Origin of the sequence: Streptomyces sp. NRRL B-24572, from assembly GCF_002156145.1 — a bacterium.
GTDB lineage: Bacteria > Actinomycetota > Actinomycetes > Streptomycetales > Streptomycetaceae > Streptomyces > Streptomyces vietnamensis.
In genome coordinates this window covers 1-15,904 of record NZ_MWIG01000144.1, presented here as the reverse complement: position 1 = coordinate 15,904, position 15,904 = coordinate 1, and the positions used below count along the sequence as shown (strand labels likewise).

General features: G+C 73.8%; 13 protein-coding genes. 6 read left to right on the top strand and 7 right to left on the bottom strand.

All coding sequences use genetic code 11. From position 1 onward, the window contains the following. Window positions 1-1,290 (bottom strand): NAD(P)/FAD-dependent oxidoreductase (locus tag CCN56_RS09310; RefSeq protein WP_086825409.1); only part of this gene is annotated, 1,290 nt, incomplete at its 3' end. 160 nt (window positions 1,291-1,450) lie between these two features. Here CCN56_RS09310 and CCN56_RS09305 point away from each other — a divergent pair. The 4 genes from CCN56_RS09305 to CCN56_RS09290 all read left to right on the top strand — a co-directional run bounded on the left by CCN56_RS09305 (window position 1,451) and on the right by CCN56_RS09290 (window position 6,328). Then, window positions 1,451-2,131, top strand: coding sequence for a TetR/AcrR family transcriptional regulator (locus CCN56_RS09305; RefSeq protein ID WP_086825408.1), 681 nt, complete (start codon window positions 1,451-1,453; stop codon window positions 2,129-2,131). Window positions 2,132-2,312: 181 nt separating this feature from the next. Then, window positions 2,313-4,502 (top strand): MMPL family transporter, encoded by a 2,190-nt coding sequence (locus tag CCN56_RS09300; RefSeq protein ID WP_086825406.1) that lies wholly within the window; start codon window positions 2,313-2,315, stop codon window positions 4,500-4,502. Window positions 4,503-4,506: 4 nt separating this feature from the next. Then, on the top strand, window positions 4,507-5,679 hold the full coding sequence (locus CCN56_RS09295) for a sensor histidine kinase (protein WP_086825404.1): 1,173 nt from the start codon (window positions 4,507-4,509) through the stop codon (window positions 5,677-5,679). A gap of 1 nt (window position 5,680) precedes the next feature. Beyond that, window positions 5,681-6,328 carry a response regulator transcription factor gene (locus CCN56_RS09290; protein ID WP_086825403.1) on the top strand — a complete coding sequence of 216 codons (648 nt, stop codon included), beginning with the start codon at window positions 5,681-5,683 and terminating at the stop codon, window positions 6,326-6,328. Window positions 6,329-6,373: 45 nt separating this feature from the next. On the opposite strand, the gene CCN56_RS09285 is transcribed toward CCN56_RS09290, so the two are convergent. From CCN56_RS09285 to CCN56_RS09260, 6 genes are all read right to left on the bottom strand, one after another. Next, window positions 6,374-7,984, bottom strand: a complete 1,611-nt coding sequence (locus CCN56_RS09285) for an NAD(P)/FAD-dependent oxidoreductase (RefSeq protein WP_086825401.1) — start codon at window positions 7,982-7,984, stop codon at window positions 6,374-6,376. A 110-nt stretch (window positions 7,985-8,094) separates the two neighbouring features. Next, window positions 8,095-9,507, bottom strand: coding sequence for an amidase (locus CCN56_RS09280; protein ID WP_086825399.1), 1,413 nt, complete (start codon window positions 9,505-9,507; stop codon window positions 8,095-8,097). A 28-nt stretch (window positions 9,508-9,535) separates the two neighbouring features. Beyond that, complete coding sequence (locus CCN56_RS09275) at window positions 9,536-10,219, bottom strand: ABC transporter ATP-binding protein (RefSeq protein ID WP_086825397.1); 684 nt, start codon at window positions 10,217-10,219, stop codon at window positions 9,536-9,538. Then, window positions 10,219-11,946 (bottom strand): ATP-binding cassette domain-containing protein, encoded by a 1,728-nt coding sequence (locus CCN56_RS09270; protein WP_179199762.1) that lies wholly within the window; start codon window positions 11,944-11,946, stop codon window positions 10,219-10,221. Before CCN56_RS09270 ends, CCN56_RS09275 begins: the two co-directional genes overlap by 1 nt. After that, complete coding sequence (locus tag CCN56_RS09265; protein WP_086825393.1) at window positions 11,943-13,181, bottom strand: ABC transporter substrate-binding protein; 1,239 nt, start codon at window positions 13,179-13,181, stop codon at window positions 11,943-11,945. Before CCN56_RS09265 ends, CCN56_RS09270 begins: the two co-directional genes overlap by 4 nt. Continuing rightward, window positions 13,142-14,017, bottom strand: coding sequence for a branched-chain amino acid ABC transporter permease (locus CCN56_RS09260; RefSeq protein WP_041127555.1), 876 nt, complete (start codon window positions 14,015-14,017; stop codon window positions 13,142-13,144). Before CCN56_RS09260 ends, CCN56_RS09265 begins: the two co-directional genes overlap by 40 nt. 164 nt (window positions 14,018-14,181) lie before the next feature. On the opposite strand from CCN56_RS09260, the gene CCN56_RS09255 reads away from it, so the two are divergent. Continuing rightward, window positions 14,182-15,141: a helix-turn-helix domain-containing protein gene (locus tag CCN56_RS09255; RefSeq protein WP_086825391.1), complete on the top strand. Its 960-nt coding sequence runs from the start codon at window positions 14,182-14,184 to the stop codon at window positions 15,139-15,141. A 109-nt stretch (window positions 15,142-15,250) separates the two neighbouring features. Further along, window positions 15,251-15,844 carry a DUF4328 domain-containing protein gene (locus CCN56_RS09250; protein WP_086825389.1) on the top strand — a complete coding sequence of 198 codons (594 nt, stop codon included), beginning with the start codon at window positions 15,251-15,253 and terminating at the stop codon, window positions 15,842-15,844. The last annotated feature ends 60 nt before the right edge of the window (window positions 15,845-15,904 follow it).

Genomic DNA, 15,904 nt, shown 5'->3' with positions numbered 1-15,904 from the left:
CGGCTGTGCGTCGGCCTCGGCGGCGACGGGGGTGACGGCGGTGAGGCCGTGCCGGTCCATGTGGGCGAGGAGCCGGCTGACGTAGGCGGCGGCGAGGTCGGCCTTGAGCGTCCAGGAGGCGTTGGTGTAGCCGATGATCATCGCCAGGTTGGGGACGCCGTCCAGCATCACGCCCTTGTAGAGCAGGTGGTCGCGGGTGACGACGGGCTTGCCGTCGACCGCGAGTTCCATGCCGCCGGCGAGCTGCATGCGCAGGCCGGTGGCGGTGACGACGATGTCGGCGGGGATCTCCTCGCCGGACCTCACCTTGACGCCGGTCTCGGTGAACGTCTCGATGTGGTCGGTGACCACGGACGCCCTGCCGCTCTTCAGCGTGGTGAAGAGGTCGCCGCCGGGGACGACGCACAGCCGCTGGTCCCAGGGCTTGTACGCCGGGGTGAAGTGGCGCATGTCGACGCTCTTGCCGAGCCGCGCCCGTACGGCTCCGAGGAGCACCTTGCGCATGAGGCGGGGGGCCTTGCGGCACAGGGCGTACAGGCCGCGCTGCATCGCGATGTTGCGGGTGCGGCCGACGCGGTGGACGAGCGCGGCCGGGACGCGCAGCCTGCGCAGGAGGACCGAGAGGGGGTCGTCCGCGGGGAGCGCCAGGATGTACGTGGGCGAGCGCTGGAGCATGGTGACGTGCGCGGCGTCGGGGGCCATCGCGGGGACGAGGGTGATGGCGGTGGCGCCGCTGCCGATGACGACCACGCGCTTGCCCGTGTGGTCGAGGTCCTCGGGCCAGTGCTGCGGGTGCACGAGGGTGCCGCGGAAGCGCTGCTCGCCGGGGAACTCGGGGCGGTGGCCCGCGTCGTAGTCGTAGTAGCCGGTGGCACCGACGAGGAAGCGGGCGGTGAGGACTCGGGTCTCGCCGGTGGCCTCGTCGAGGGTCTCGACGGTCCAGCGGCCCTCGTCGCTCGACCAGTTCGCGCGGACGGCCCTGCGGCCGAAGCGGATGTGGTCGGTGACGCCGTGCTCCTCGGCGGTGGCCCGGATGTAGCGGCGGATGTCCGTGCCGCCGGCGAGGACCTTGGTGCCGTGCCAGGCGCGGAAGCCGTAGCCGAAGGTGTACATGTCGGAGTCCGAGCGGATGCCGGGGTAGCGGAACAGGTCCCAGGTGCCGCCGATGCCGGCGCGCCGCTCGATGATCGCGTACGTGGTTCCGGGGTTCCCGGCGAGCAGATGGCAGGCGGCACTGATCCCGGACAGTCCCGCGCCGATGATCAGCACGTCGACGTGCTGGTTCTCCATGTCCATCCCCTCTGCTGCCGGTAGTGGCGGTGCATTCTCCCCCGGCACTCTCAGACACCGGAATTTACCTGTGTCACCGCGTCCAGGGTACCGGCGGTAACGTGACCTGCGCCACCCCGGACACGTCGCCTCTTCTTGATCGCCGGGTACGATCCACGCTGTGGCCGAGGACAGGAAGACACACGACGACGGGCGCCCCGACGGCCGCGACACCCGCTGGACCGGCCATCGCGCCGAGCGCCGCGACCAGGTCCTCACCGCGGCCCTCACCGTCATCGGGCGCGAGGGAACGGCGGTCAGCGTGGCCGCGATCGGCGCCGAGGCCGGGATGCCCCGCTCCGTCGTCTACCGGATCTTCCGCAGCCGCGAGGACCTCGACGAGCAGATCCGCGCGCGCATCACCGACGACCTGATGGCCGCGCTCTCCCCCGCGCTCGCCCCCCGGGGCACGATCCGGGAGGCGATCGAGCACGCCGCCGGCACCTATGCGAGCTGGGTGGCGCTGCACCCCGAGCTCCACCGGTTCCTCGGCGGCGGCTCGCCCGCCGTCACGGGCACCCGCACCGCCATCGCCCTCCACCTCGCACGGCTCCTGGACTCGTACGCCGAGCGGTTCCTCGACGGCGAGCCGGCGCCCGCCGGCTTCAACCTCAACCTGGCGTTCGGCATGGTCGGCCTGGTGGACGGCGTGGTGAACCAGTGGGCCGCCCACCCCGAGTCGCGGAGCTCCCTCGACGACCTGACCCACTTCCTGAGCGACGCCCTCTGGGGCGTACTCGCGAGTGCCACCGTGCGCCTCGGCATCACACTCGACCCCGACCAGCCGACCGACCTGACCTGAGCCGAGCCGAGCCGAACCAAGCCGAACCGAACCGAGCCGAACCGAACCGAGCCGACCTGAGCCGACCTGAGCCGAGCCGGCCTGACCTGCGTCTTCGGCCCCGTGTCCACCGACCGGTGGACACCAGGTTCAACCGGCCGATCCTGTCGGCGCGACGGCCGCGCCGACCAGTCTGGGACGCATGACGAACCCGACCGTACGCATGGCCCGTCACAGCGCCCGGCACCCCTGGCGCGCACTGATCGGCTGGCTCCTCTTCGTGGCCCTCTGCCTGGGCGCGGGCATCGCCCTCGGCGCCCGCCCCGCGACCACGGAGGACTACCGCATCGGCGAGGCCGGCCGGGCCGAGGCCCTCGCCGCCGAGGGCGGTCTCCAGCAGAAGCCCCTCGAACGCGTCCTGATCCAGGCCGCACCCGGCACCGGCCCCCTCGACCGGACCGAGGCCGAGGCCGCCGCACGCGAGATCGGCGCCCGGATGCGGCAGTTGCCCGAGGTGCTGTCCGTGGCCGACCCGGTCGCCGACGCGCGCCGCACCGCCCTGCGCGTCGACGTCACCATGAAGGGCGCCGAGTTCGACGGGAAGCAGCACGTCGACGCACTCCTCGCGCAGACCGCCGAGGTCCGGGCCGCACACCCGCGGCTGCTCGTCGAGGAGGTCGGCAGCCCCTCCATCGGCAAGGGCGTCGACACACTCCGCGGCGACGACCTCTCCCGTACGGAGGTCATCGCACTGCCCGTCACCCTGATCACCCTGCTGATCGTCTTCGGCTCCGTGGTGATGGCCGTCGTGCCGCTGTTGCTCGCGCTCTCCTCGATCGTGGCCGCCGTCGGCCTGTCGATGATCGCCTCGCACGTCTTCCCCGACGCCGGCGTCGGCACCAACGTCATCCTGCTCATCGGACTCGCCGTCGGTGTCGACTACACCCTCTTCCATCTGAAGCGGGAGCGCGAGGAACGGGCCCGGGCCGCCGGCGGACGCCTCACCACGCAGGCCGTCGTGGAGCTCGCCGCCGCGACCTCGGGCAGGGCCGTGGTGGTCTCCGGGCTCGCCGTGGCCGTCTCCAGCGCCACGCTCTACCTCGCGGACGACGTCATCTTCTCCTCCATCGCCACCGGAGCGGTCGTCGTCACCCTGGTCGCCGTCCTCAGCTCGCTGACCGTCCTGCCCGCGATCCTCGCCCTCCTCGGCGAGCGCGCCGAACGTCGGCGGACCCGCAAGAAGCCGGTGCGGAAGGGCGCTTCCGGTACCGGCGGACGGATCACCGCCGCCGTCCTCCGTCCCGTCGCCCGGCACCCCGCCGTGACCCTCGCCGTCTCCACCCTCGCGCTCCTCGCCCTCGCCCTCCCCGTCCTGCGGATCGACATCACGGAGATGAGCCGCGAGACGCACTCCCGCGCCATCCCCGCCATGCGGACCTACGACCGGCTCATGGCCGCCTATCCCGAGTTGAAGGCCATGCACCAGGTGGTCGTACGGGCGGACGCGGAGCGGGCCGAGGAGGTCGCGGGCGCCCTGCGCACGCTCGCGGACCGGGCGGACGCCGAGGACCCGGTGATCGGCGGCACTCCCGTCCTGCGGACCTCGGCCGACCGCCGTACGACCATGCTCGAACTGGCCGTCCCGCGCTCCGTGAACAGTCCCGAGGCCCGGGCCTCGCTCGACCGGCTCCGCACCGACCTCGTGCCCGGGACCGTCGGCGCGCTCACCGGCACCGAGGTCGCCGTCACCGGCGAGGTCGCCCGCTACGCCGACTACCCCGACCATCAGAAGCGGAAGCTGCCGCTCATCGTCGGGGCACTGCTCCTCGTCACCTTCGCGATGACGGTGTGGGCGTTCCGGTCCGTCGTCCTCGGCCTCGTCGGGATCCTCCTCAACCTGCTCTCCGCGTTCGCGTCCCTCGGCATCCTGGTCCTGGTCTTCCAGTACCGATGGGCCGAGGGGATCCTCGACTTCACCTCCACGGGCTCGATCGGATCCCGCGTCCCCCTGTTCCTGTTCGTGATCCTCTTCGGACTCTCCATGGACTACCAGGTGTTCGTGATCAGCCGGATCCGCGAGGCCCGCCTCGCCGGAACCCCCACCCGGCAGGCGGTCCTCCAGGGCCTGTCCTCGTCCGCCGGGGTCGTCACCAGCGCGGCCGTCGTGATGGTGACGGTGTTCGCGAGCTTCGCCGCGCTGCACCTGATCGAAATGAAGCAGATCGGCTTCAGCCTGGCCGTCGCGGTCCTCCTCGACGCCTTCGTGATCCGCGTCCTGGTGCTGCCCTCCCTGATGCTGCTGCTCGGCGAGGCGAACTGGTGGCCCGCACGCGGCATGCGCCGATCCGGGAAGTCCGAGCGAGCGGAGACCCCGCCGGTGTCCGTAGGCTGACGGAATGACGGACGAGACGGCATACACGGCGGCTGAGCGGCCGGCGCTCACCGCCCTGCGCCGCTGGTACACGGCCGCCTGGCTGCTCCTCGGCCTGGTCCCCTCGGTCATCGGCGTCGGCAACGACTCGGGGCCCGTGAAATGGGCCTCCCTGGCCCTGGTGGCGGCGGCCCTCGCGTACACCGCCGTCCACCGCGCCCGCCACCACTCGCCGCTCTACCTGGCGGTCCTGGCCGCCGGCCTGGGCGTGATGGCGGCGCTCCCCGGGGGCGGCGCCGCCCTCCTGATCGCCGCCCTCCCCCAGTTCTGGTTCCAGACCCGCGGTCCCCGGGCCGCGGTGCTGCTCAGCGGCTGCGCGGCGGCCGCGACGGCGGCGGGAAGCGTCTGGAGCGACTCGCCGGGGAACGCGGCCGCCGCCCTGGCCGGATACGCCGTGTCCGTCCTGGCGGGACTCCTGCTCCACCGGCTCGTCGCGGACGGCGAGGCCCGCGCCGCCGCACTCGCCACCGAACTCTCCGTCACCCAGGAGCAGTTGGCGGCCGCCCATCGCGCCCAGGGCGCCGCCGACGAGCGGGAGCGGATGGCCCGCGAGATCCACGACACCCTCGCCCAGGGCTTCGCCTCCATCATCGTCCTCGCCGAGGCCGCCCGGACAGGCCTCGACGGCGGCGCGGAGCACACGGCCCGGCAGCTGCGCTCCATCGAGGCGACCGCGCGCGAGAACTTCGCCGAGGCCCGGGTCCTGGTGGGCTCGGCACCGCGCAGCGGGCTCTCCCCCGGCTCGGTGGTGCCGACCCTGCGCCGCACCCTCGAACGGTTCGCCCAGGACACGGGGATCACGGTGGAGGCGGAGCTGGCCGAGGACGTCGACTCCGACCAGCAGACCCGGATCGCACTCCTGCGCTGCACCCAGGAGTCGCTGGCCAACGTCCGCAAGCACGCCGACGCGAGCACCGTCGGCGTGGTCCTCGCCCAGGGTCCGTACGCCATCGAGCTGGAGATCACCGACGACGGGCGCGGCTTCGTCGTCGAGGAGTCGCGCGGCTTCGGTCTGGACGGCATGCGCAAGCGGCTCGCCGAGCTCGACGGCGAACTGACCGTGACCAGTTCGGTCGGGGACGGCACCCGCGTCCTCGCGACCTTCCCCACGACCTTCCACCCGAACGGACGGCCCTGACATGCCCGAAGCGCACCAGCCCGTCCGGGTCGTGGTCGTCGACGACCACACCGTGATGCGCGCCGGAGTCGTCGCCCTCCTGGCGCCGGTCCCGGACATCACGGTCGTCGGCGAGGCCGCCGACGGCCGCGAGGCGCTCGGTCTCGTCGAACGCCTCACGCCCGACGTCGCCCTCGTCGACCTGCGCATGCCGGTCATGGACGGGGTCGAGGCGACCGCCGCGATCGCCGCCGGCCCCGCCCCGACCCGGGTGCTCGTCCTCACCACGTACGACACCGACGTGGAGATCGAACGGGCGGTCGAGGCCGGCGCCGTCGGCTACCTGTTGAAGGACACCACCGCCGACCAGCTCGCCGAAGCCGTCCGCTCCGCGGCCCGCGGCGAGACCGTCCTCGCGCCCCGCGTCGCCGAACGCCTCGTCGCCCTCATGCGCCGCCCCGCCCCCGTCGTCCTGACCGCGCGCGAACAGGACGTCCTCGGCGCGGTGGCCGACGGCCTCTCCAACGCCGAGATCGGCCGCCGTCTCGTCATCGCGGAGGCCACGGTCAAGACCCATCTCCTGCGTGTCTTCGCGAAGCTGGACGTCAGCGACCGCACCCGCGCCGTGGTCGTGGCCCTGGAGCGGGGGCTGCTTCCCCGCCGGGGCTGAGGACGGGCCCGCCGGACCCCCTCCGGCGGGCCCCACGCGGTCGGACTACAGGACGCCGAGGTCGGTGAGGACCTCGTCGGCGGCCCGCTGACCCGATTCGGCGCCGCCCTCCATGTAGCCCTGGGCCAGCGCGGAGGTGTGCTCGCCCGCGAAGTGGGTGTTGCCCTGGCGGACGCCCTCGTAGCCGCCGTACCGGTGGGCGTACCCGATGGGCATGCCGGCGTACGAGCCGTACGCGTTCGGGTTGAGCGGCCAGGCGGCGAGCGTGGCCTTGCCGGTCCAGTGGGCGGTGAGGCCAGGGAAGACCGGTTCGAGCTGGGCGAGCGCGGCCTGTGCGTACCAGGCGATCTGCGGGTCGGCCGCCGTGCGGAACGGGGTGGACGGGGTGAAGTCCGCGGCGTGACCGCCGCCCGCGTACACGGTGAGGATGCCCTTCCCGCCGGGCTGGGCCCTGCTGGAGTCCCAGGAGGTCTGGTAGCCGGTGTCGCTCATCGTGCTGCCGCTGGCGATCCCCCACGGGCCGGAGGTGTTCCAGTGGCGGGTGTCGAACTGCAGGGAGAGCTTGCAGTTCTGTCCCATCGTCATCGCGGCGATGCCGGCGAGCTTGCGGCCGTCGAAGCCGGAGGCGGACAGGTCCAGCCTCTGGAGCACGCCGACGGGGAGGGCCAGGACGGTGTGGTCGGCGAGCACCGTCTGCGTACAGCCGGAGGCGGTGAACGTGAGGAGCTGCCGGCCTCCCGCGGCGGCCGCCACGGACTGGAGGCGCCAGCCGTGTCGTACGGTCCCCGGGGGCAGGGCGGCGGCGATGGCCTGCGGGAGGCGCTGGTTGCCGCCGCGGATGTGGTAGCGGATGTCGCTCTCCCCGAACAGCCCGAAGCCGGTCGGGGTCGCCTGGTAGCCGAGCATGCCGATGATGCCGAGGGCCGAGGAGGCGTGGGTGTCCATGCCGAACTCGGTGGTGTACGCGACGTCGAGGAGCTGCCCGAAGGGCGAGGCGTGGCCGTCCGGGACGCGGGTGGCGATCCAGTCGTATATGGACATGTTCGAGAGGGCCACCGCGCCGGGGCTGTTGGCGGCGTCCCAGGCGACGGGCCAGTTGAAGGTGGCGAGGTCCTGCTGGATCACCGGCTTGAGCTTCTTGAAGTCGGCGCTCGCCTGGGCGTAGGTGTAGTAGGCACCGTCGAAGCGGTAGACCTCGGTGGAGCCGGCCGGCTCGGCGGCGCGCAGGTCGTCGAGGGTCAGGCCGAAGCGGGCGGCGAGGTCCCGCATGCGGGTGTGGCCGGTGTCGATCAGCTCGCCGCCCCACTCGGAGACCTGGCCGTCGGCCCAGTAGGCGCCGGCCGGGTTGGAGTACATCCGGCCGCCGACCCGGGTGTCGGCCTCGTACACGGCGGAGGCGATGCCGTGGTCGGCGAGGCGCAGGGCCGCGTTGAGTCCGGCGATGCCGGCGCCGACGATCGCGACGACGGGCTGCGGGGCGGTGTCGGCTCGGGCGGGACCGGCCGCGCCGGCGGAGGTGGCGGCGGCCAGGCCCACGCCGGCGGCGATGCCGCCGAGGACGGTGCGGCGGGAAGGTCCTGCGTCGGCCGCGGTGTTTCCGGTGGAGTGTTCGGCGACGATCCGGCGCAGCATGCGGGCCGGTGCGGTACGTGCCATGTTCGGCTCCTTCCAAGGGGGGCCGGTTCCCTGGGGAGGGGGAACCGGGAGCGGCGGTGGCGCGGTGCCACCGCCGACGAGGAGAGATGCCTCGCGCGAGCGGCCGGGGCTCAGCCGGAGTAGCGCGCGGGGCGGCGGCGGGCCCAGCCGTCCACGGCCTCCAGTTCGGCGGCGACCCGGATCAGGGCGGCCTCGTCCCACGGACCGGCGATGAGCTGGCTGCCGACGGGGAGGCCCTCGGCCGAGGTGAAGGTGGGCAGGCTGACGGCGGGCTGCCCGGTGATGTTGCAGATCGAGGTGAAGGAGATCATCCGGGTCTCGGTGGTGCGCGGGCCGCCGGGGTCCGCGTTGGCCTCCTTGAGGAGGGCGTCCACGGGCGGCGGCAGGCAGGCCATGGTGGGGGTGAGGAGCAGGTCGAACTCCTGGCCCCATTGGGCGCGGACCGCGCGGGCCTCCTCGGCGAGCAGGGTCGCGGCCCTGGTGTATTCGCCCGAGTGCTTCCCGGCGGCCCGGTCCATCCGGAACCTGAGGTGCGGCTCGGCGAGTTCCGGCTGCTGGTACGGGGCGGCCCAGAGCGCCGCGTCGAGGACGGTCTGCGCGTATCCGGTGATCGCCTCCTCGCTGAAGAAGCGGGGTGCGGCGGGGGCGACGCGGTGGCCGAGGGTTTCGAGGAGCCGGGCGGTGTGCTCGGCGGCGGCGACGCACTGCGGGTCGACGGGCAGGCCGGTGGGCGCCTCGGTGAGCAGCCCGATGCGGAGGCGTCCGGCGTCGCGGCCGACCTCGTCGAGGTAGGGGCGGTCGGGTGCGGGGGCCTGGTACATGGCGAGCCGGTCGGGCACGGACATCGCGTCGAGCAGCGCGGCGGCGTCGCGGGTGGTGCGGGTGATGGCGCCCTCGACGGTGGCGTGTTCCCAGCCGGGGACCTGCTGGGGGACGCGGCCCCGGCTGGGCTTGAGGCCGAGCAGTCCGCAGGAGGAGGACGGCATGCGGATCGAGCCGCCTCCGTCGTTGGCGTGGGCGACGGGTGCGAGGCCGGCGGCGACGGCCGCGGCGGCGCCGCCGCTGGAGCCGCCGGCGGAGTGCTCGGGGCTCCAGGGGTTGCGGGTGCTGCCGAAGCGGCTGTTGTCGGTGGTCGACAGGAGGCCCATCTCGGGCGAGTTGGTGCGGCCCATGAGGAGGAATCCGGCGTCGAGGAGGCGGCGGACCACGGGTTCGGTGAGGGTGCGGGGCCGGTCGTCGACTCCGTACGAGCCGTAGGTGGCGGGCTGGCCCTCGACCTGGGTCAGTTCCTTGACGGGGACGGGCACGCCGTGGAACGGCGGGAGCGGGCCGCCGTCGGTGACGGCCTGTTCGGCGCGGCGTGCGGCGGCGCGGACGGCGTCCTCGTCGAGCCAGGTGAACGCGGCGAGCTCCCCGTCGTGTTCCGCGATCCTGCGGAGGTAGGTCTCGGCGATCTCGACGGGGCTGAGCTCGCGCCGGCGTACGGCCGCCGCGAGGTCGGTGGCTGAGGCGAAGGGGTCCATGGGAATGGCTCCAGGTGGGGTGGGGCGGTCAGCGGACCGCGAGGATGTCGTCGAGGCGGTCGCGCAGACCGGGCCCGTTCGGCGCGTCGAGGACGACCCGTCCGGCCTCCATCGCCACGACGTGGCGGCTGTGGTCGAGGAGTGCTCCGGCGTGCTGGTCGACGAGGAGGACGGCCGTTCCGGCGGCGGCGATCGCGCCGAGGGCCTCCAGGACGTCGGCGACCACGGAGGGCTGGAGGCCCTGGGTGAGTTCGTCGACCGCGATGAGGGTGCGGCCGGCGAGCATCGCCCGGGCGATGCCCAGTTGCTGCTTCTGCCCGCCGGAGAGCGTGCCGGCCTGCTGCCCGGCGCGGTCGGTGAGGAGCGGGAAGACGGTGTACGGGTCAACCGCCGGTTCGGTGTCGCGGCGGCGGGCGAGGCGGAGGTTCTCGGCGACGGTGAGCGCGGGGAACACGCCCCGGTCCTCGGGCATCAGGGTGGCGCCGGCCCGGGCGAGCAGTTCGGGGCGGCCCGGGGGCACGTCGTGTCCGTCGAGGGTCACGCGGCCGCCGTGCCGGTCGGCGAGGCCGAAGACGGTCCGCAGGAGGGTCGTCTTCCCGGCGCCGTTGCGGCCGATCAGGGCGGTGATCTCGCCGCCGCGTACGGTCAGGTCGGTCGGCCGGACGACGGCGGCCTGCCCGTATCCGCCGGCGAGGCCCGTCAGTTCGAGCATCAGCGTGCTCCCAGGTAGGCGGTGCGGACGGCGGGGTCGGCGGCGACCGCGTCGAGCGGGCCGCGGGCGAGGACCTGTCCTTCGGCGAGGACGACGACCTCGTCGGCGAGTTCGCGCACGATGTCCATGTCGTGCTCGACCACGAGCAGGGCGCAGCCGGTGCGCCGGTTGACCTCGCGGAGTTCCCGGGTGAGGCGGCGGGCGTCGTCGGGGCCGAGTCCGGCGGCGGGTTCGTCGAGGAGCAGCAGCCGGGGCGCGGCGGCGAGCACCATGGCGAGTTCGAGGCGGCGGCGGTCGGCGAGCGGGAGGGTTCCGGCGGGCCGGAGCTCGTCGGCGGCGAGGTCGCGGAACTCGGCGGGCGGTTCGGTGGGTCGGGGTGCCTCGATGCGGGCGAGGCGGAGGTTGTCGGCCGGGGAGAGTTCGGCGATCACGCTGGGGATCTGGAACATCCGGCCGACGCCGAGCCCCACCCGGCGGTGGACCGGCAGTCCGGTCGCGTCGGTGCCGAAGAGCCGCAGGGTGCCGGCATCGGGGGCGAGTTGTCCGGCGACGACGTTCAGGAAGGTGCTCTTGCCGGCGCCGTTCGGTCCGATCAGGCAGACGCAGCGGCCGGCTTCGACGGTCAGGTCCACGCCGGCGAGCACCTGGACGGGGCCGAAGGACTTCCGGATGCCGGTGACGGCGAGGGGTGCGGCTCCCTCGGGGGTTTCCCGTACGGTACGGCTCCGATCCCGGCGGGCCGCGGCCGGCAGGCGTACGGCGGGTCCCGGCCCGGCCAGCCACCGGCGCGGGGCGGCGGTGAGGCCGGCGGGCGCCACCTGGACGACGAGCAGGAACAGGGCGGCGAGGGCGAGGAGGTACCAGCCCTGCCAGGTGGAGCCGAGGTACTGCTGGCCGACGGTGACGGCGAGGGCGCCGGCGAACGGTCCCACCGTGGACGCCCGGCCGCCGAGGGCGAGCCAGATCAGTACGGACGTCGACAGGCCGAGGCCGAAGACCTGCGGCGACACCAGGCCGGCCACGGGTGCGTACAGCGCTCCGGCCAGTGCGGCGACGGCGGCGCTCGCGGCGAAGGCGGTGGCGCGCACCCTGGTCCCGTCGACGCCGCTCTGGGCGGCCCGCTCGGGGTTGTGGGCGGCCGCCACGAGGCGGGCGCCGAACCGGCCGCGCACGAACAGCACTCCGCAGGCGCCGACGACGGCCGCGACGGCGGCGAGGGTGACGTAGTAGGAGGTCACGACGTCGGGTCCGGAGACGGAGAGTCCGTTGGTCCCGCCGGTGACGGGGGCGAGGGTGGTGGCGGCGCGCTGGAGCAGGAGTCCGACGCCGATGGTCAGGAGGATCAGGGGTGCGTCGGGGACCGGGGCGGCCAGGCCGATGCGGACGACGGGCAGGGCGATCGCCACGGCGGCGGCGACGGCCGCGGCGACCGTCACCGCCTGGGGGAGGTCGTGTTCCTGGCCGAGGGCGACGGCGTACGCGCCGAGTCCGAAGAACGCGGCGTGTCCGACGCTGAGGAGGCCCGCCCGGCCCCAGCTCAGGTCGAGGCCGTAGGCGAACAGGCCGTGGCACAGGCCGAGGGTGAGGGTGGCGACGGCGAAGGCGTCGAGGCCGAAGGGCGCGGCGAGCAGGGCGACTCCGGCGAGGGCCGGAAGCGCGAGGCGCAGGGCGCGTCGGATGCCCGCCGTGGGGGCGATGCGGGCGGCGGATGCGGTGGGGACGGTCACGCGCAGCCCTTCTTGGGGGTCTTGTCGGCGACCATCGGGTGGGTCCTGGTGACGGTGTACGCGCCGTCGCGGCCGATGGTGACCTCCCGCATGTCGGCCTGGAGCACGTGGTTGGAGGCGTCGAAGCGGGTGCCCTTGCCCAGGGGGCTGTCGAAGGAGAGGTCGCCGATCGCCTTGTTGACGGTCTCGGGTTCGTTCGATCCGGCCTTCTCCGCTGCGGCCAGGAGGAACTTGACGCCGAAGTAGGCGTTCCCGGCCACCTCGGGGATGGGGGCCTTCCACTGGTGGGCGGCCCGGTAGTCCTGCACGAAGGCGCGGCTCTCGGCGTCGTCGAGGCGGTCGCTCCAGCGCACCGTGTGGGTGCGGCCCGCGACGAGCTCGCCGAGCGCGGGCTGGAAGTCGGCGTCCAGGGACGCGCCCTCGAAGCCGAGTTCCGGGGTGAGCAGCCCGAACTGCTGGGCCTGCTTGCCGAAGGTGACGGCGTCGGCGCCGACGACCATGGAGAGCACGGTGTCGGGTGCGGAGGCCTTGAGGCGGCCGATGACCGGCTGCCAGTCGGTCTGTCCGAGGGGGCTGTACTCCTCGGCGACGACGGTGCCGCCGGCCTTCTTCACGAGTTCCTCGGCGACACCGGCGTAGAAGTGGGGGTAGTTGTAGTCGGAGCCGACGAGGGCGACCTTTCCTCCGTACTTCGCGACGAGGCCGGGCACGGTCGGGGCGAGCATCTGGCGGGTGGATTCGCCGAAGCCCCACTGGTGGGCGAAGCAGTGTTCGGTGTCGCCGAGGATGGCGGTGCCGAAGGGCACGTGTGCCTCGTCGGCGACCCTGCCGACGGCTTCGGCGGTGTCGCCGGTGATGGTGCCGAAGAGCAGGGTGACCTTGTCCTGGCGGACCAGGCGGCGGGCGAGCTGGGTGGAGTTGGCGGGGTCGCCGGCGTCGTCCACCACGACGTACTCCACGGGCCGGCCGTGCACGCCGCCGTCGGCGTTGACCTTCTTGACGGCCAGTTCGAGTCCGTTGCGCAGGGCGGTTCCGACCTGGGAGACCGGTCCGGTGAGCGGGACGATCACGCCGATCTTCACCGGTCCGCCGGTGGGCGGGGCGTCGTCGCCGGACAGGGCCGCGCCCTGGCAGCCGGTGAGGGCGAGGGCGAGGGTGCCCGCCACCGCGAGCGCGGTGGTCCGGGGCGCGGGCGTCATGCGGCGCTCGCGGGCGCGGGGGTGCGACGGAACCATGCGGAGAACCTTCCGATCCAGGGGCGCGAGCGCAGGGCGGCGATCGCGACGACGACGGCGTAGAAGAGGGCTTCGGCGAGGGTGTCGGAGAGCCAGGTGCGCAGCAGGACCGACAGCGCGGAGATCAGCAGGGCGGCGCCGGCGGCGGTGGCCAGGGCGCCGGGGCGGCTGAGCAGCAGGCCGAAGAAGACGGGGACGAGCAGGCCGAATCCCATGCTGGGGTTCACGGCGAGCACGGGGCTGTAGAGGGCTCCGGCGAGGACCGCGAGGAGGCCGCCGGCGGCGAAGGCCGTGGCGCGCATGCGGCGCGGGTCGGTGCCGAGGAGCGCGGCCATGGCCGGGTTGTCGGCGACGGCCCGCAGCCGCAGTCCCCAGTCGGTGCGGTGGGCCGCGAGCAGGACGAGGGCGATGACGCCGATCGCGGTGAGGGCGCAGACGAGGCGGTACGTCGGGTAGGGGGTGCCGAGGACGTCGAGCGTGCCGTCCACGGGTACGGCGACGGTGCGCGAGGTGCCGGTGAAGAGGAGTTCCGCGCCCTGTCGCAGGGCCATGCCCAGGCCCCAGGTGACGAGCATGGCGGCCAGGCCGTCGGAGCCGGGGCGGCGGAGCAGCAGCCGCTCGACGACGAGGAGCAGGGGCGCTCCGGCGGCGAGGGCGAGCAGGGTACGGAGGCCGAAGGGGGCGGCGGTCGCGGTCGCGGCGGCGTAGGCGCCGGCCATGGCCAGGTCCCCCTGGGCGAGGTTGACCACGCGGGTCGCCGCGAAGATCACCGCGATGCCGACCGTGAGCAGGCCGTAGAGGCCGAACTGGCCAAGGATGGCCAGAAGTACATCCATCTGTTACCGCCTCTGTGCTTCCGGGTGCAGCGGGGACTCTGCGAGCATCTGGCAATCCCGCGGTGGGCACTGGTCCGGCAGCGCAGAGTTCTGTGCCCGCAGTGCGCGGACCGGACGGCGCGAAGGGTGCGCGCGGTGCGGGCAGGGGGCGTGAGGAGCGCGGCATGCGGGTGGAGCGACGGGACGACGGCAATCTGGTCTTCGGCTATCTCGACACCGCGACGGCGGACCTGTCGGGTGCCTCGGACACGGTGCTCGTCCGGGCCCGGGCGGGCGACGAGGGGTACGCCGCCGACATGCGGCCGAGCCGCTTCGGCGCACTGAGCGGCTGCGACATCAGCGGGGAGCAGGAGGTCCGGGTGATGCCCCGGCCCTCCCCCGCGGCGCCCCGGCCGGGCCATCTCCTCGGCCTGCTCGTGTCGGGGCGAGGCGAGCTGGAGCAGGACGGACGGCGGGCGGTGCTCGCGCCGGGCGACTTCGTGCTCTACACGGGCGCACGGCCGTTCCGCCTCGAACTCGGCACCTCGCACCGGTACTTCCTGCTGTCCCTGGACGCCGGTACGGCCGGACAGCTGGCGCGGGCGGACGGCGCGGTGACGGCCAACGCGGAGCTGCCGCGCTCACCGAGCGGGCGGGTGCTCGCCGCCGTACTCGGTGAACTGGCCGAGCGGGCGCACGGGTTCGGGCCGCTGGCCCGCCGGGACATGGGCGAGCACGTGTCGGCGATCCTGCGCACGCTGCTGCGCGAGGCGGGCGGCGCGGGAGCGGCTTCCGGCACCGGGTCCGCGGGGGTCCTGGAGCGGATCCTCGCGTACGTGGACGAACATCTGGCGGAGGACCTGTCGCCGGGGACGATCGCGGCGGCGCACCACATCTCCGTACGGCATCTGCACGCGCTGTTCCGGGAGTCGGGCGTGACGGTGAGCGATCACGTGCGGCGGCGGCGTCTGGAGCGGATCCGCCGGGACCTCGTCGATCCGTCGCTCGCCCACCTGCCCGCGTACGTCCTGGCGGCGCGCCGGGGGCTGGGCGAGGCGAGTCACTTCAGCCGGGTGTTCCGGGCCGAGTTCGGGTCGTCGCCGCGGGCGGTACGGGAGCAGGCGAGGGCGCGGCCCGAGCCGTGACGGCGGTACGTGATGCCGGACCCGTGGACGCTCCGACGGCGGGCACCTACGATGCCGCTGATCATCGCCACCGTACCGGCGGGCGGCGGCACTCAGGGGGGACGAACCAGTGGACCAGTACAACGTGCCCGTCGGGCCTGCGGCCGTGCGCGGGCCCCGCTACCGCTTCCGCAACCCCGCCGGTCCCGCCCTCGTCGTCCAGTGTCTGATCGCCACGTCGGCCCTCGGCGAGGCGTACATCATCAAGACCGGCCCGGACGCCCCCTGGCTGAAGGACGGGGCCGCCATGCTCGGCGGCCTGCAGATCGCCTGCGTCATCGCCTTCCTGTTCTGGTTCCACCGGGCCCGCTGCAACGCCGAGGTGCTCGCGCCCGGCACCCACAGGTACTCCCCCGCCTTCGCCCTCGGCGCGTGGATCATCCCGCTCGCGATGTGGTGGTTGCCGCGGCGCATCACCCTGGACATCCGGCGGGCCGGCGGCCCGCCCCGCGACACCTGGCTGATCAACGCCTGGTGGTTCGTCTGGCTCTGCGACGGTCCGGTCTCGGCCGCGGTCCACCTCCTGGTGCTGCACCAGACCCAGTACGACAACCCGGTCGACCACGCCATCGGCATCCTGGACTCGATCCTGGCGATCGCCGTGATCCGCCGTGTCACCGCCGACCAGCCGGCCGGCCCGCTCCCGTACTTCAACATGACGTGAGGACCGGTCCGCACGCACGAGTGCCGTCGGCGCGGGGGCGGCGACGGCACTCGTGCGTGC

Coding starts and splice junctions, on each gene's coding strand:
- CCN56_RS09300 (WP_086825406.1), top strand. CDS start 2,313: ATGACGAACCCGACCGTACGCATGGCCCGTCACAGCGCCCGGCACCCC.
- CCN56_RS09295 (WP_086825404.1), top strand. CDS start 4,507: ATGACGGACGAGACGGCATACACGGCGGCTGAGCGGCCGGCGCTCACC.
- CCN56_RS09290 (WP_086825403.1), top strand. CDS start 5,681: ATGCCCGAAGCGCACCAGCCCGTCCGGGTCGTGGTCGTCGACGACCAC.
- CCN56_RS09285 (WP_086825401.1), bottom strand. CDS start 7,984: ATGGCACGTACCGCACCGGCCCGCATGCTGCGCCGGATCGTCGCCGAA.
- CCN56_RS09280 (WP_086825399.1), bottom strand. CDS start 9,507: ATGGACCCCTTCGCCTCAGCCACCGACCTCGCGGCGGCCGTACGCCGG.
- CCN56_RS09275 (WP_086825397.1), bottom strand. CDS start 10,219: ATGCTCGAACTGACGGGCCTCGCCGGCGGATACGGGCAGGCCGCCGTC.
- CCN56_RS09265 (WP_086825393.1), bottom strand. CDS start 13,181: ATGGTTCCGTCGCACCCCCGCGCCCGCGAGCGCCGCATGACGCCCGCG.
- CCN56_RS09260 (WP_041127555.1), bottom strand. CDS start 14,017: ATGGATGTACTTCTGGCCATCCTTGGCCAGTTCGGCCTCTACGGCCTG.
- CCN56_RS09255 (WP_086825391.1), top strand. CDS start 14,182: ATGCGGGTGGAGCGACGGGACGACGGCAATCTGGTCTTCGGCTATCTC.